17 protein-coding genes and 1 pseudogene are annotated in these 14350 nt (G+C 58.1%); 6 read left to right on the top strand and 12 right to left on the bottom strand.

Annotated features, from left to right (window positions below; all coding sequences use genetic code 11):
- Complete coding sequence (locus HWN36_RS03950; RefSeq protein ID WP_176788175.1) at positions 1-759, bottom strand: CBS domain-containing protein; 759 nt, start codon at positions 757-759, stop codon at positions 1-3.
- Positions 756-1298, bottom strand: a complete 543-nt coding sequence (locus HWN36_RS03945; RefSeq protein ID WP_246269842.1) for a CBS domain-containing protein — start codon at positions 1296-1298, stop codon at positions 756-758. Before HWN36_RS03945 ends, HWN36_RS03950 begins: the two co-directional genes overlap by 4 nt.
- 229 nt (positions 1299-1527) lie before the next feature.
- Here HWN36_RS03945 and HWN36_RS03940 point away from each other — a divergent pair, with 229 nt between their 5' ends.
- The 6 genes from HWN36_RS03940 to HWN36_RS03915 all read left to right on the top strand — a co-directional run bounded on the left by HWN36_RS03940 (position 1528) and on the right by HWN36_RS03915 (position 6912).
- Positions 1528-2169, top strand: a complete 642-nt coding sequence (locus HWN36_RS03940) for an Era-like GTP-binding protein (RefSeq protein ID WP_176788173.1) — start codon at positions 1528-1530, stop codon at positions 2167-2169.
- Between the two features lie 5 nt (positions 2170-2174).
- Positions 2175-2546: a DUF2073 domain-containing protein gene (locus HWN36_RS03935; protein ID WP_176788172.1), complete on the top strand. Its 372-nt coding sequence runs from the start codon at positions 2175-2177 to the stop codon at positions 2544-2546.
- Positions 2547-2552: 6 nt separating this feature from the next.
- Positions 2553-2948, top strand: a complete 396-nt coding sequence (locus HWN36_RS03930) for a Zn-ribbon domain-containing protein (protein ID WP_176788171.1) — start codon at positions 2553-2555, stop codon at positions 2946-2948.
- A 179-nt stretch (positions 2949-3127) separates the two neighbouring features.
- Positions 3128-4252 carry a KamA family radical SAM protein gene (locus HWN36_RS03925; protein ID WP_176788170.1) on the top strand — a complete coding sequence of 375 codons (1125 nt, stop codon included), beginning with the start codon at positions 3128-3130 and terminating at the stop codon, positions 4250-4252.
- Between the two features lie 796 nt (positions 4253-5048).
- Positions 5049-5999 carry an IS5 family transposase gene (locus tag HWN36_RS03920; RefSeq protein ID WP_176787388.1) on the top strand — a complete coding sequence of 317 codons (951 nt, stop codon included), beginning with the start codon at positions 5049-5051 and terminating at the stop codon, positions 5997-5999.
- Between the two features lie 151 nt (positions 6000-6150).
- Positions 6151-6912, top strand: a complete 762-nt coding sequence (locus HWN36_RS03915; RefSeq protein WP_343044921.1) for a hypothetical protein — start codon at positions 6151-6153, stop codon at positions 6910-6912.
- A 165-nt stretch (positions 6913-7077) separates the two neighbouring features.
- Here HWN36_RS03915 and HWN36_RS03910 read toward each other — a convergent pair whose 3' ends face one another.
- The 10 genes and pseudogenes from HWN36_RS03910 to HWN36_RS03865 all read right to left on the bottom strand — a co-directional run.
- Positions 7078-7398, bottom strand: a complete 321-nt coding sequence (locus HWN36_RS03910; protein WP_176788169.1) for a hypothetical protein — start codon at positions 7396-7398, stop codon at positions 7078-7080.
- A gap of 106 nt (positions 7399-7504) precedes the next feature.
- The gene (locus HWN36_RS03905; protein WP_343044920.1) at positions 7505-8206 is read right to left on the bottom strand and encodes an SIS domain-containing protein; all 702 of its coding nucleotides are present in this window, start codon (positions 8204-8206) and stop codon (positions 7505-7507) included.
- Positions 8170-8979, bottom strand: coding sequence for a cache domain-containing protein (locus HWN36_RS03900; RefSeq protein WP_176788167.1), 810 nt, complete (start codon positions 8977-8979; stop codon positions 8170-8172). The genes HWN36_RS03905 and HWN36_RS03900 overlap by 37 nt, the downstream gene beginning before the upstream one ends.
- Before the next feature lie 44 nt (positions 8980-9023).
- The gene (locus HWN36_RS03895; protein WP_176788166.1) at positions 9024-9269 is read right to left on the bottom strand and encodes an RNA repair domain-containing protein; all 246 of its coding nucleotides are present in this window, start codon (positions 9267-9269) and stop codon (positions 9024-9026) included.
- 41 nt (positions 9270-9310) lie between these two features.
- On the bottom strand, positions 9311-9967 hold the full coding sequence (locus HWN36_RS03890) for an amino acid ABC transporter permease (RefSeq protein ID WP_176788165.1): 657 nt from the start codon (positions 9965-9967) through the stop codon (positions 9311-9313).
- 16 nt (positions 9968-9983) lie between these two features.
- Positions 9984-10718, bottom strand: coding sequence for an amino acid ABC transporter ATP-binding protein (locus tag HWN36_RS03885; protein ID WP_176788164.1), 735 nt, complete (start codon positions 10716-10718; stop codon positions 9984-9986).
- A gap of 4 nt (positions 10719-10722) precedes the next feature.
- The gene (locus HWN36_RS03880; protein ID WP_176788163.1) at positions 10723-11400 is read right to left on the bottom strand and encodes an amino acid ABC transporter permease; all 678 of its coding nucleotides are present in this window, start codon (positions 11398-11400) and stop codon (positions 10723-10725) included.
- 124 nt (positions 11401-11524) lie between these two features.
- Positions 11525-12304, bottom strand: coding sequence for an ABC transporter substrate-binding protein (locus HWN36_RS03875; RefSeq protein WP_176788162.1), 780 nt, complete (start codon positions 12302-12304; stop codon positions 11525-11527).
- Between the two features lie 212 nt (positions 12305-12516).
- Positions 12517-13467: an IS5 family transposase gene (locus tag HWN36_RS03870; protein ID WP_176787388.1), complete on the bottom strand. Its 951-nt coding sequence runs from the start codon at positions 13465-13467 to the stop codon at positions 12517-12519.
- 59 nt (positions 13468-13526) lie between these two features.
- Positions 13527-13787 (bottom strand): annotated as a pseudogene (locus tag HWN36_RS03865) (IS5/IS1182 family transposase); the annotation flags it as partial.
- Positions 13788-14350: the final 563 nt, after the last annotated feature.

Here is a 14350-nt window from a genome sequence, read left to right as displayed (position 1 = left end):
TCATTCCTTTGTATGAAGCCCGTTCAGCACGCCATGTCTGTCGATCATTCCAACAAGGAGATCGCCGTCGACTACAGGCAGCTGGGAAAGATCGTGGCTGACCATCAGCTCTGCAGCGGCGCTGATGCTCTCGTCCTTTTCGATGGTGATGACCGGTGTCGTCATGACGCTTTCGACCGGCACTTTCCCCCCGCTCTCCAGGCTCTTTCTCACCCTTCCGTTATTTAAGATATCCCTCCGTGACAGCATTCCGATCAGGCTCTTTTCTTTTATGACTGCAAAGGCCGAAATGCCGGTTTCTATCATTTTCGAATATATCTTGCCCAGATTGTCCTCTGCATTGCATACCGGCGGCCGGTTCTCCATGCAGTCTCTGACCATTCCCCGCAGGTCCTCACGCGTGCAGAGGATCGGGAAGATCTCTGAGAGCAGGACGCCGCCGAGCACATGGTTTTCATCGTCGACGACGACGGCGATGTCGGTATTTTTCTCCATGATCGCCTGTGATACGGCGATCAGCGATGCGCCGGGCGGCACGGTTGAGCCCGCTCTGACAAAGCCTTTGATGAGGATGTCGGACTTTGTATCAGTGACCCGCAGGGCATCGGTTATGTCGATGTAGCCGACATACCGTCCCTTTGGATCGGTGACCGCGATTTCGCGAAATATGTCGTCCCGTAGCACCTGGCGTGCCCGGGTCATGTGTTCGTCTGTGGTAAGGACGGGGATCCTCACCATTACGTCTTCGGCCCTTTTCATCTCAAACGCTCCTCCTCCCTGCATTCTTTACACAGCATGACCGCGTCCATAGGAGTAAGGTCATCGCTCATCTTTCCACACCGGTCGCAGATGCCCATGGCATAGTTTTCCTCCCGGTTGATGACGATGAGATCCGACATGATTTCGTTGAGTTCGTTTGCAACGCCGAGAAGATCTCTGACCGTGACCATGCCCAGGACTTTCCCGTTCTCAACCACCGGAAGTCTGCGCACCCGGTGTTTGATCATCATCTGTGCCGCCTCCCCCACGGTTTTGTCCAACTCGATGGTGATGAGGGGAGTGCTCATGATGTCTCTGACATAGACCGAGCTCGGTTTGAGATCCCGTGCAACGACCTTGCAGTTCATATCCTGTTCGGAAACGATGCCAATGGGTACGTTCCCCGAAAGGACGATGCAGCTCCCGACTTCATCTCGGCACATGTGAGCCGCGGCTTTTGCGACCGTTGCTTCAGCCTCGATGGTGGTAGGGTTGACCCTCATCACTTCCTTCAGCGGAACCCTGGTTTCTACGTACATTGTTTCTCGTGTGCCGGACATGAGTTCACCCCAAGAGGGTCGCTTTACTCCGGATTTAATCCAGATACCTCTACCTATGAGATTCCCCTATAAAAGAATACTGTAGGAAATTCATGAATTCCTGCCTGTATGCGCCGGGGTTATATCCGGGACAATATGGGGGAGTATTTATACCGGGTGGGGCAATCTTCTACTGAGTAGCTGTATACTCTGGAATAGGGGATGAACGATGAATTTTCTGGTTCGGGCAAGACAACGGGTATCTACATTTCTCAATGCGTTTTTTAGAAGAAAGCGGTCAAGAATTGGTATTTATGGTCCTCCCAATGCTGGTAAGACCACACTTGCCAATAGGATCGTGAGGGACTGGACCGGCGACGCCGTCGGTCCGGTTTCCGAGATTCCGCATGAGACGCGGCGGGCCCGAAGGAAGGAAGACATCACGATCACGGGCACGAACGGCAGCTCGGTGATCATCGATATCGTCGATACACCCGGCGTGACGACGAAGATCGATTACAACGAGTTCCTCGAGTACGGCCTTGAGAAGGAGGAGGCGATCAAGCGGGCACGGGAGGCGACTGAGGGTGTCGCCGAGGCGATGCACTGGCTCCGCGATGATATCGACGGCGTCATCTACATGCTCGACTCCACCCAGGATCCCTTCATGCAGGTCAATATTATGATGATCGGGATCATCGAGAGCCGGAAACTCCCGGTGATCATCGTTGCCAACAAGATTGACCTCCCTGACGCCACCCCTCAGCGCATCAGGAGCGCCTTCCCGCAGCACCCGGTGATCCCTATATCTGGGATGGAGGGGAGCAATGTTGAGCAGCTCTACGAGAAGATGACCGAGATGTTTGGGTGAACAGGATGATCCAGGGAGTTCAGATCGATTTCCTCTCGGCAGAACGGCTTGATCGGCTGACCATGATGGAGAAGATCAGGCTGATCCTCGACGATGTGCGTTCAGGCACCATTGTCGTGCTTGAGAAGGGGCTGTTGCCCGAGGAGCAGAGCAAACTCATCGAGCTGACGATGATGGAGATCAAGCCTGACGGCTTTTCCGGGATCGAGCTGGAGACCTATCCTGCAAAGGGCGGAAACGAAGGGTTTGGCGGTTTACTTTCACGTCTGATCGGGAAAAAGTCCGAGTCGCGGCTGACGGTGATCGGGCCTGCAAACCAGCTCAAGACCCTCAAGAAGGACCAGGATCTGATCAGTGCCTGGGTTTCGTCACGGTGAGAGGCAATGCCGCATAAGTGCACCAGATGTGGAAGAGAGTTCGAGGACGGTTCGACCGGGATCCTGAAGGGCTGCCCGAGCTGCGGGGGGAAGAAGTTCCTCTACATCAGGGAATCGACGCGGCACGAGGATGTGCTCGAGGAGAAGACGATCGAGGAGATCGCCGAGGAGACCGGTGAGGAGGAACTCGAGGTCAGGGAGGAGGAGGAGGCCCCGAAGCGTGTCGAGTGCTATGACCGCGTCGAGTCGATCCGTATCGTCGGGCCTGGTTCGTATGAACTGAACATCGAGAAACTCGCACAGAGCGAGGAGATGGTCGTCAGCCTGGGCAGAGAGGGGAAATATATGGTGGATATCCTCTCGATGCATAAAAAGGACAATAAAAAGTCTTCGAAGAAGTAGTGATCCCCTTTTTCCCCTCTCGTCCTAATTTTTTTATGTTGGTACCGCTATAGTGTAACCTGTTATCCTCTGGCAGTGCCCTTCTTCGTACGGGGGCGCTGCTGGCATGCCCGGTCAATAGGTCTTACCCCCCCTTCTGGAATTTGAGGGACCCGGGTTTAAGAGGAGGTGAAAATAGGATGAAACTGCGATACCTGACAGGCGTCGACCAGATCGATGCATTGAGCCCTGAAGAGAAGATCATGCTGCAGAAGGTGGAGGAGAAATTCGCTTTCCGCTCGAACGATTATTATGTTTCCCTCATCGATTGGGACGATCCGGCCGACCCAATCAGGCGGATCGCCGTGCCTGACCCGATGGAGCTGGAGGAGTCGGGTGTCCTTGACCCCTCCAGGGAGTCGAACTATACGGTTGCTCCGGGTCTCCAGCACAAGTACCGGGAGACCGCCCTCTTACTGGTATCGGACATGTGCGGGACGTTCTGCCGCTTCTGCTTCAGAAAACGCCTGTTCATGGACCGGGGCGCCGAGGTGACGCGGGACGTCACAGAAGAGATCGAGTATATCAGGCATCACCCCGAGATCACGAATGTGCTCCTGACCGGCGGGGATCCCCTGATCATGGCGACCGCGAAGCTCGAACCGATCGTGGCGGCGATCAGGGGGATCGAGCATGTGGGGATCATCAGGATCGGGTCGAAGATGCCGGCCTTCAACCCGTACCGGGTCCTGGACGATCCCTCTCTGTCCGAGATGATCAGGAAATACTCGACGCCCGAGAAGCGGATCTACATCATGGCGCAGTTCAACCACCCGCGTGAGCTCACGCCGCAGGCGGTGGAGGCGCTCGGCCTCCTGCTCTCTGCGGGTGCGATCGTGGTGAACCAGACGCCCATCCTGCGCGGGGTGAACGACGATCCGGCGGTGCTCGCCGATCTGTTCAGGAAACTCTCGTTCATCGGGGTGCCGCCGTACTATGTCTTCCAGTGCCGCCCGACCCTGGGGAACCGGATGTTCCAGGTGCCGGTGGAGGAGAGTTATGCGATCATCGAGGCGGCGAAGGCGCAGGTCTCGGGGCTCGCGAAGAGGGCGCGGTTTGTGATCTCCCATGCGACCGGGAAGATCGAGGTCGCCGGCCTCACCGACGAGTATGTCTTCTTCAAGTACCATCAGGCGGCCGATCCTGAGAAGATCGGGACGTTCATGGCCTTCAGGCGGAACCCTGATGCCCTGTGGTTCGACGATTATACCGAATCGGTGGTCGATGTGCCAGTGCCGCCCGAGATCGGGGAGGCGTCGGGGTGATCCGTCTCCTCTTTCCGTCGGGGGATGGGTGAGTCGATATTCCGCAACCAATTTTTTTCTATGAGTAGTATTTTTGGTCTTCTGCCCAGGGCATCCTCAAAATATTCTAAACCCTCACGCTCTCAACGTGAAGAGAAGATATAAAGAATGGCGAAGTTCGCCTCTGTCCGGGGGCTCGTACCCCCCGGACCCCTGCACCGCGAATTGCCCCGGATCTGCGGGGGACGGCCGGGCGGTGTGGTTGCGATGGCACTTTTGCACCTCGTTTGCACCGAAGTTGCACCGAAAAAGTGCAAAGATCGGGAACGGAGGATCGAGCCCGGACTGTATATTCTAAAGAGAAGAGAGAGATCTCTCTCTCTCCTATAATAGTAGTTTGCACCAGAAAAGAGAAACACACACCCCACCCGATCCCCCCGGGTCTGCGGGGGGGTGTGTGTGCGATCCGTGCCAGAGTGCACATGGCCGGGAATATGGGGGTTATCGGGGCGGGATCGAGTATCCATCCCCTATGGGTCGTCCGTTTGTTTGCACTTCCGAAGTGCACGCCAGTGCAAACAGGTGCACAGGTGCACATGTGCCGCTGATCCTCCCGGGCGTTCTGGACCACCAGGAGTTTTCGCGGGCGATGACCGATCTCTGGCGCTGTACCTGGTGTGGGGAGGGGGGCGGGGTGATCCCCATGGATCCCCTGCAGACGCCGGCGACGATGTCGCGGCCGTTTGAGACTCATGAGAATTTCGAACAACCCCACCTCACCCAAAGTACTTTATAGTCCCGGATCGACCTTTTTCCCATGAGCACGTTTACCAATTTCGCGATCCACCACGAATATGCCAGCCTTGCAGCTCTGGGTGATCGGCTGGGTGAGGTCAGCGGTCTGATCGACTGGGATGCCTTCCGCCCTCTCCTTGCTGACCTCTACACCAACGCCGAGGGGCGAGGCGGCCGTCCGAACTATGACGTCGTTCTGATGATCCGGCTGCTGGTGCTTCAGCAGTGGTATGGCCTGTCTGACCCCGAACTGGAGCGTCAGGCGACCGACCGGATCTCGTTCCGTCACTTCCTGGGATATCCGGAAACCATTCCGGATCGGTCGACGGTCTGGCTGTTCCGGGAACGCTTGGCGCAAACCGGGAAGGATACCGCGATCTGGGATGAGTTCCAGCGGCAACTCGAAGTACAAGGGCTCGCCATCAAACGCGGTGTCATGCAGGACGCGACGTTCATCACCGCCGATCCCGGGCATGCTCCTGCCGGCACGCCCCGGGGAGATCAGGCAGAGACGCGGCGCAGCCGCGACGGCACCTGGGCCAAGAAGGGCTCGAAGTCACAGTTCGGGTACAAACTTCACATCCTGCTCGACAAGGACAGTCAGCTGATCCGCCGGATTGAGACCACCACGGCGTCACTCCATGACAGCAGGATCGATCTCTCCCGGGAAGGTGAGACGGTCTATCGCGATAAAGGCTATTTTGGGGTGAAACCGCAGGCATCTATGGACAAGACCATGCACCGGGCCGTTCGCAACCATCCCCTCTCCATCAAGGAGAACCGGCGGAACAAGGCCATCAGCAGAACACGATCGCTGGTGGAACGACCGTTTGCCGTGATCAAGCGGGTGTTCCATGCAGGCCACCTCATGGTCACGACGGTTGCCAGAGTGCACGTCAAGAACATCTTCTCCTGCATGAATTTCAACTTCAGGCAACTTCTTACCCTCAAAGCGCAAGCTGCCGAGCGATAGCTCTCGAGAAAATCCAAAAAACCCTCTAAATGCAGGGGTTCAGGAAGGAAACGGCTGAACAGCGAGGGGAAGAGGGCAGTCGGGAGCGAGTATCTGATGGCAGGGAGGAGTTAATCGCAATTCTCTGCCGTTTATCTATTATGGCCAGGGCGTGGCCGATTATTATGACGATTTCCTTGAGCGCCTGATGTCGCGCCTCGCACTGGAAGGGACCGAGATCACCGGCGAGCAGCGACAGGACGGGAAGACGACGATGGACGTGCGCCACACCGGAGAGGGGGGGAAACTGGAAGTGACGGTGTCAGGGAAGAACGTAAAGGTCGCCTATACCGTCGCCCGGGAGAAAAAAGAGGTCGGCAGGGGCGTGATGGGCGCTATTGCCGGGGCAGGCGTCGGGAGCATCCTCGGCGGGATCCTGAGACGGGACACCGGCGAGATCGGGGACCGGATCGGAGACGCCCTTGGCGGCGCGGCGGCCGGAGGGGCCTACGGCGCATACGGCGGATGGGAGGAGTCGAGAGAAGACCGGACGGCGTTTGCAGCCCTTCTTGCATCCTGCGTCAAAGAGGTCGAGGACGAACTCCAGGAGATCATGCGTGCGCAGGAGGAGGCGAGAGAAGCACTGAGGGAGCGGGGGCGGCAGAAAAAAGCCGAAGACGACGGGAAAGAGGAGGAAGCCCGCGGCGAACTCGAAGACGTCCTCGGCGACCTGCTCGCCGTGCAGGAGGAGATCGACCTCCTGGAGAGCGAGGGGCAGGAGGTGGGCCGGGCAAAGAACCGTGCCGAACGCGCCGAGAAACTCTATCACGAGGCCGAAGACGCCTGTGACGAGGGGAAATATACCGCGGTGCGGACGAAACTCAGGGCGGCACGGGCGATGATCGACGCCGCCCGCGAGATGCTCGATGCGTGAGATGCCCGGCGCTGCTGAGCGGCGCCCTCAGCCTCGTCACCCCTACAGGGTCGATCCGCACAGACGGGGGTGAAACCCCGGGTGCGTGATAGTGGGAGGGCGAGGTTAACGAAAAAAGGCGCCCAGGTCCGGTTGAGCGATGAAATCAGGGGAGAGAAAAAAAGATTATCTGTTTTTGATCGTCTTTTTTGCTGCCTCGGCGACCTCGTTGATCGCCCGCTCCAGTTCAGCACCTGCGGCGCGAGCCTTCTTCTCGATATGCTCCCGGCCCTCCTTCGTCCCGAACAGGTTCCTGCCGAGCACGACCACGTCGTCGATCGCCTTCTTCACGGACTTCGAGGCTTCTCTGGCGAGTTCCTCGACCTGGGGCGCACTCTGCTCCTCTTCAGGCGCTTCGTTCTCTGCCCCGGATGCGCTCTCCTCTTCCACCGGCTCGGGGTCCAGAACCCAGCGCCCCTTCTCATAGTGTCCCTTCTCGTCGGTCATAGCAATCAGAGATTTTCCATCCTGAGAGGATAAATATCCTTTTGTTGCCCGGGATATCATGAAATCGAGAGAGAATCTGGCACCGGGAAAAGGGAAGGGGAGGCCCTCACTGGATATTTGCAAGCCTTCCCTTGATCTCCTCAAGGCTGCAGTGCTTCAACTCCATCATGGCCGAGAGCACGGCGTCGGAGAAGACGAGGGCAGTCATCTCAAAGAGGGTGCCGAAGGGGGCAAAGGCGGGAGCAACAGACCGATATTGCCCGGTGAGCTGGCGGACCTCATACCTGCCCGGCATCCCGCCGATCCGCGGGGCGTGGTTTCCGAGGTTCACGGTGCAGTTCGCCATCCGTCCTATCCTTGAGGCGGGCGTGGCAGTGATCAGGCAGATCCGCCCGCCGATCTCCCTCACCATCTCGCAGTAATCGACGATCGAGTTCGTCTCGCCCGAGCCTGAGAAGGCGACAAGGGTATCGCCCTCCTGCAGCGCCGGGGTGATCGTCTCGCCGACCACAAACGACTCCACCCCGAGATGCCGCAGACGCATGGCAAACGCCCGTGCAACAAGCCCGGACCTTCCGGCGCCGGCGACATAGACGCGCCGGGCTACAAGGAGTTCGTCGACGAATGCCGCGGCGTCGTCCCCGTTTAAGGAGCGGGCGGCCTCACCGATCCGCTCGGCCATCATTTCCATGAGGTCGACAATGCTGTAACAGGCTGGTTGCTGCATCGCAAGATCGGTTGAACGTTCAGGTTCATCAGGGTGCCGGTCGATCAGGCGCCGATCTCCCTGATGATGGACAAACGCCATTCTGTGCGGTGCAATCCGACAGTCGTCCAGTACGCCTCTTTTCGCACGACCGTCCCGTAACCTGCGGCATAGAACGAGTACGTCGTATGGCCAGAACGGTTCTCTGCATACTTGCGGGCGGCATCGAGCACCTCAGGGAAGTCGGCATACAGGGTATCGTTGAGCGTCTCTTTCCCGATCTCTCCGGGGTCTGCGTCATACAGCACCAGACCGCCGGGCTGAAGGGCCATCACCGTATACGGGGTGCCGGCAACCGCGGGCTCCGCATATCTCCTGACGAGCACCTCCGGCTGGAAGGCAAGGCTCACCGCCCCTATGACCTCGCCGTCTGAGGAGAAGACCGGGTGCTCGATCGTCGCCGCATACCCGCCCTCCCTGAGGGCGAAGAGGTCTGACATCACCGGGGCCTCCCGGGTGAAGACCTCCTGCACCACCGCCTGGTCGCTGAGGTCTGCGCCGGCGAGTTCATCGATATAAGGCTGCACCGCGGCGACCGTCCCGTTCCTGGCGATCACCGTGGCGGTGATCACCGAAGGGTCGGTTTCGAGGGCCTCTGAGAGGAGGGCATCGACATCAGGGCCGGCAAGACCGGTCTGGCTCAGGTTTGCGGCGGTCATTTCAGCAGACCGATCGATCGCCGTCAGGGCGCCGTTGATCTCCCCCTGCATCGAGTCAAGGATCACGGTCATTTCGGAATCGGCAGCGGGCGAGTGCACGCACCCGGCAAAGACAGCGCAGCATGCGGCAAGCGCGAGAAGCGGCATCCATTTCATGGGGATGTATCTGGCCCCCTTTCAGGATATGCATTGCGCACCCCTCACTCCTTCTCCCAGACCACCACACCGTCGTAGGCGATCCTTCTTATCCGGTGGTACGGCACCGTCACCGCCCGCTCCTCCCTGAGGACGTCAAAAAAGCCGGGTCCGAGCCGCACAATCTCCCCGCCGCCGACCGAAGAGAGATCGCCCGGCGCGCCGCGGTCCACGTAGGTGACCAGCACCCGGGAGAACTCGAAGGCCGGGTCGTGCCGGTAGCGCAGAAGGAGTGCCTGGCTCGTCCTCACGCCCTCACCTGCGGGGGCCGCGGGGATAAACCTGACGGCGGTCAGACCGGCACGGCGTACCGCTTCTCCAGGTAGTTTGCGGCGATGGTGGTGAAGGTGACGAGCACCAGATAGACCGCGCCGACCACCATGAAGGTCTCGGTGAAGGTGAAATATTTGGTGGCGACGAGTTTTCCGGCCCCGGTGAGCTCCACGACCGTGATCATGTAGGCAAGGGAAGAGTACTTGATCAGGTAGATGAACTCGTTTGTCATCCCGGGGATCGCACGGCGGAGGGCCTGCGGCAGGAGGATGTACCTGATACCCTGGTTGCGGGTCATGCCGAGGGCAAAGGCGGCGGTCATCTGCCCCTCCTTGATCGAGAGGAGGGCGCCCCTGATATATTCGGAGTTATACGCCCCGTTGCAGAAGATAAAACCGATCGCCGCCGCCTCAAAGGGTGAGAACCTGACCCCGACGGCCGGAAGACCGAAGTAGAGGATGAAAAGCAGGAGAAGCAGGGGGCAACCCTTGACAAAGGTGACAAATGCCCGGGCCGTAAAGGAGAGCGGACGGCTGCCGTAGGTGCGCCCCACCGCCAGTCCGGCCCCGAGAAGAAAGCCGAACGGGGCCGAGACCGCGATCAGGGCCAGCGTCAGCACGAGTCCGTCGGCAAGGGCCGGAACAAGAACCTGTATGATAAATGCGACCTGATCCATTCTCCACCATCACCGGTTATATATCCCTGAATTTCCCCACGAATTTCCTCGTCCGCTCGAAGGCCGGGCTCGCCGGGATCTCCGAGGGGGGTCCTCTCTCCACGATCAGCCCGTGCTCCATGAACAGCACCTCGCTCGCCGCCGAAAGGGCAAACCCCATCTCGTGCGTCACCACCAGCATCGTCATCCCCTCGTTCGAGAGTTTCTTCATCACCTCGAGCACCTCGCGCGTCAGCTCGGGGTCGAGCGCAGAGGTCGGTTCGTCGAAGAGGATCACGTCAGGGTCCATCGCAAGCGCACGGGCGATCGAGACCCGCTGCGCCTGACCGCCGGAGAGTTCGGCAGGGTAATGGTCGGCCCAGTCCTCCATCCCGACCTGCCGCAACTCATACAGCGCCTTTTCACGGGCGGCCTTCGGATCCATCCGCTTCACCTTCAGCAGGGCGACCTCGACGTTCCGCACCGCCGTCAGGTGATCGAAGAGATAGAAGTTCTGGAAGACCATACCCATGCGCTGCCGGAAATAATTGATACGGGAACCCGAGTTCGTCACCTCCTCACCGTGCAGGAAGACGCGGCCCTGGTCTGGGACCGTCAGCTGGTTGATGCACCGCAGGAGGGTGCTCTTCCCGGTGCCCGAGGGGCCGATGAACACCTTTGTCTCACCTTTGCGCACAGAAAAAGAGACACCGCGGAGCACCTCACGGTCGCCATACGCCTTGTGGATATCTTCGACCCGCAGGATTTCCATCGGTCTACAGACCCCCCTGCCCGAACCCCGGGATGCTGATCCGCTGCTCGATATAGTGCAGGGCCCTCATCCCTGCGTAATTGAGGACGATATAGAGACAGGCTGCAGCCAGATAGAGCGGCATGGTCACATAGGTCTGCGCCACGATCTGGGTCGTCCTGGTCAGGATCTCGGCCACCCCGATCGCATAGCAGATCGCCGTGTCGGTCAGCACCGTGGGGTACTCGTTCGACCAGCCAGGCAGGGCGATCCTGACCGCCTGGGGCAGGATGATATATCTGATCGCCTGAAACCGGGTCATGCCCAGGGACCGCGCCGCGGTCATCTGCCCCTCGCTGATCGACTGGATCGCCCCCCTGAAGATCTGCGACTGGTAGGCGGCGCCTCTCAGGCCGAGCACGACGACGGCGACGAAAAAGGGGGGAAGGTCGCCCATGCCGAGCTGGGGGAAGATGCCGAAGAAGAAGAGAAACAGGAGGACGAGCACGGGAAGGCCGCGGAAAAACCAGACATACACCCCGATCAGACTTCTGACCGGTTTTGAACCGTATATCTGGCCCAGGGCCATCGGAAGGCCGAAGAGAAGCCCGAGGCCGAGGGAGGCGGCGACAAGACCGAGGGTGGCGACGATACCTGAGAAGAGGTAAGGGAACCATTCCACCAGGATTGATGTGATCTCCATGTTTCAGATCCTATACAAATACACCCATGCAGCCTTCCCCTCTGACAGGGATGGTGCAAATAATCTTAATGCTCACACATTTTAAAAATAGTTTGGGTTTTTGCCCGGCAGAGCGGCAGGGCGCTCATGCAAGGTTGTACTTTTCGAGAAGCTCCTGCCAGTACGGGTCCTTCATGAGTTCGTCAAGACCGGTGTTGATCTTTTCGTGCAGTTCAACATCGTCCTTGCGCATCGCAACACCGTACTCCTCACCGGTATTGATCTCGCCAATGATGTGGATGGGCTTGCCTTCGATCGCTGCAAGGTGCGACGGGCGGTCATAGATGGACGCCTCGATCCGCTTGTTCTGGAGATCGGTGATGACCAGCGGGAAGTTGTCGTAGAGCTTTAAGGTGTCTTTCGGCATGGTCCCGTTCGCGATCAGGTTCTCTTCGACCCAGATCTGACCGGTCGTCCCTCTCTGGGCTCCGATGACGACCGTTCCGGCCATGATGTCTGCCATCGTGATCGCAGAGTCATTGTGGACGGCGACACTCTGGTTGATCCGCAGGTACGGCATCGAGAAGGTGACCTGCTCGGCCCGCTCAGGGGTGATGGTCATGCCTGAGTAGACCATGTCGATCTTTTTCGCGTTGAGCGACGGGATCATAGAGTCCCAGTCCATCGGCTGGATCTTCACCTCAAAACCCATCTTCTCCGCGATCCATTTCACCGACTCGACATCGAAACCGGTGACGCTTCCGTCAGTCTCGATGTAGGAGTAGGGCGCGTAGTTGCCGTCGACACCAACGATGTAGACCTTCGTTCCGGTCACATCTGTCTGATCATTGCCTGTACAGCCGGCGATGCCGACGACCAGCACGATCATGCATCCAAGGAGAACACCAACACTTTTCGCATTCATTCGTGTGTAATTAAGCACAAGGTTAATTTAATTTTTATGACTTGAACCCGGGAGGGCGCTGATGCCAGCGTAGAGCGACATAAAGATGAGAATTGCGATTAACTCCTCCCTGCCATCAGATACTCGCTCCCGACTGCCCTCTTCCCCTCGCTGTTCAGCCGTTTCCTTCCTGAACCCCTGCATTTAGAGGGTTTTTTGGATTTTCTCGAGAGCTATCGCTCGGCAGCTTGCGCTTTGAGGGTAAGAAGTTGCCTGAAGTTGAAATTCATGCAGGAGAAGATGTTCTTGACGTGCACTCTGGCAACCGTCGTGACCATGAGGTGGCCTGCATGGAACACCCGCTTGATCACGGCAAACGGTCGTTCCACCAGCGATCGTGTTCTGCTGATGGCCTTGTTCCGCCGGTTCTCCTTGATGGAGAGGGGATGGTTGCGAACGGCCCGGTGCATGGTCTTGTCCATAGATGCCTGCGGTTTCACCCCAAAATAGCCTTTATCGCGATAGACCGTCTCACCTTCCCGGGAGAGATCGATCCTGCTGTCATGGAGTGACGCCGTGGTGGTCTCAATCCGGCGGATCAGCTGACTGTCCTTGTCGAGCAGGATGTGAAGTTTGTACCCGAACTGTGACTTCGAGCCCTTCTTGGCCCAGGTGCCGTCGCGGCTGCGCCGCGTCTCTGCCTGATCTCCCCGGGGCGTGCCGGCAGGAGCATGCCCGGGATCGGCGGTGATGAACGTCGCGTCCTGCATGACACCGCGTTTGATGGCGAGCCCTTGTACTTCGAGTTGCCGCTGGAACTCATCCCAGATCGCGGTATCCTTCCCGGTTTGCGCCAAGCGTTCCCGGAACAGCCAGACCGTCGACCGATCCGGAATGGTTTCCGGATATCCCAGGAAGTGACGGAACGAGATCCGGTCGGTCGCCTGACGCTCCAGTTCGGGGTCAGACAGGCCATACCACTGCTGAAGCACCAGCAGCCGGATCATCAGAACGACGTCATAGTTCGGACGGCCGCCTCGCCCCTCGGCGTTGGTGTAGAGGTCAGCAAGGAGAGGGCGGAAGGCATCCCAGTCGATCAGACCGCTGACCTCACCCAGCCGATCACCCAGAGCTGCAAGGCTGGCATATTCGTGGTGGATCGCGAAATTGGTAAACGTGCTCATGGGAAAAAGGTCGATCCGGGACTATAAAGTACTTTGGGTGAGGTGGGGTTGTTCGAAATTCTCAGATATATTTTTTGGATGGTTGAGTAGTGGGGGACCTGATCAAGCTGAAGGATCTCTTTGACTCCGTCCATTAGATCGATGAGCTCAACGGTCGAGCGATAGTCAGTGCGAAGAGCTTCACGAAAGAGAAGAATAGCCATGAGTTGATGCTGAGTATACATTTTCCGGGAGTATTTGCAGGAATAAAGAGGCAGATGGGAAGATCGGAGTACTGAACAGATGCTTTCGATAAGGTTGATATACCGGTTCGTTGACACTATCTCTGCTCCTTGGTGTTGGTTTGGTCATTAACTCAAGGAGCAACGATTCTTATAGATCTTTGCTTTAGCGCGGAACCGGACTACTGGAGGGTTTCAACGAAGCCATATTTTTTTCAAATTATCTTACTTCATCATACTCTTGTTTCAGCAGGACATTAGAGGCAAATGACATAGAATGCCAGGCTTCATCAAAAATAAGACACAGATATCGGCTTTGTTGAGACCCTCATACCGAGTTTGATGTATTTCCTGTAATCGCAGGGAGGGGGTGCGGATCCCCCGCCTTCCCCATCACCCCCGGACCCCAATTGCGATGGGCCCCGGGAAGAGCGAGCAGGACGCCCGGGGGGGAGCGGGCCGTATCCCCACCTATCCTGTGCGGGGGTCCGGGGGCAGCAGTCCCCCGGTTCAAGCATACCAGAATAGGATCTCTACAAAACCGAAAAATCATCTCTTCGTCCCACCTTTCGCAGGAGCCCATCCACTTCCCCTAATTATCAAACCGCAAGATCCTTGTACTTTCAGGAAAAACCTCTCCTGTGCCCTCCTCTGCTGACTTC

The organism is Methanofollis tationis (genome assembly GCF_013377755.1).
Classification (GTDB): domain Archaea; phylum Halobacteriota; class Methanomicrobia; order Methanomicrobiales; family Methanofollaceae; genus Methanofollis; species Methanofollis tationis.
Note: the sequence above shows the minus strand (reverse complement) of the source record. Positions and strands in the feature narration are given on the sequence as shown.

Bases quoted from the DNA above. Each gene is read 5' to 3' on its own strand.
- HWN36_RS03940 (WP_176788173.1), top strand. From the start codon at position 1,528: ATGAATTTTCTGGTTCGGGCAAGACAACGGGTATCTACATTTCTCAAT.
- HWN36_RS03945 (WP_246269842.1), bottom strand. From the start codon at position 1,298: ATGTACGTAGAAACCAGGGTTCCGCTGAAGGAAGTGATGAGGGTCAAC.
- HWN36_RS03885 (WP_176788164.1), bottom strand. From the start codon at position 10,718: ATGGAAATCCTGCGGGTCGAAGATATCCACAAGGCGTATGGCGACCGT.
- HWN36_RS03930 (WP_176788171.1), top strand. From the start codon at position 2,553: ATGCCGCATAAGTGCACCAGATGTGGAAGAGAGTTCGAGGACGGTTCG.
- HWN36_RS03950 (WP_176788175.1), bottom strand. From the start codon at position 759: ATGAAAAGGGCCGAAGACGTAATGGTGAGGATCCCCGTCCTTACCACA.
- HWN36_RS03925 (WP_176788170.1), top strand. From the start codon at position 3,128: ATGAAACTGCGATACCTGACAGGCGTCGACCAGATCGATGCATTGAGC.
- HWN36_RS03880 (WP_176788163.1), bottom strand. From the start codon at position 11,400: ATGGAGATCACATCAATCCTGGTGGAATGGTTCCCTTACCTCTTCTCA.
- HWN36_RS03870 (WP_176787388.1), bottom strand. From the start codon at position 13,467: ATGAGCACGTTTACCAATTTCGCGATCCACCACGAATATGCCAGCCTT.
- HWN36_RS03920 (WP_176787388.1), top strand. From the start codon at position 5,049: ATGAGCACGTTTACCAATTTCGCGATCCACCACGAATATGCCAGCCTT.
- HWN36_RS03905 (WP_343044920.1), bottom strand. From the start codon at position 8,206: ATGGCGTTTGTCCATCATCAGGGAGATCGGCGCCTGATCGACCGGCAC.
- HWN36_RS03900 (WP_176788167.1), bottom strand. From the start codon at position 8,979: ATGAAATGGATGCCGCTTCTCGCGCTTGCCGCATGCTGCGCTGTCTTT.
- HWN36_RS03890 (WP_176788165.1), bottom strand. From the start codon at position 9,967: ATGGATCAGGTCGCATTTATCATACAGGTTCTTGTTCCGGCCCTTGCC.
- HWN36_RS03910 (WP_176788169.1), bottom strand. From the start codon at position 7,398: ATGACCGACGAGAAGGGACACTATGAGAAGGGGCGCTGGGTTCTGGAC.
- HWN36_RS03935 (WP_176788172.1), top strand. From the start codon at position 2,175: ATGATCCAGGGAGTTCAGATCGATTTCCTCTCGGCAGAACGGCTTGAT.
- HWN36_RS03875 (WP_176788162.1), bottom strand. From the start codon at position 12,304: ATGAATGCGAAAAGTGTTGGTGTTCTCCTTGGATGCATGATCGTGCTG.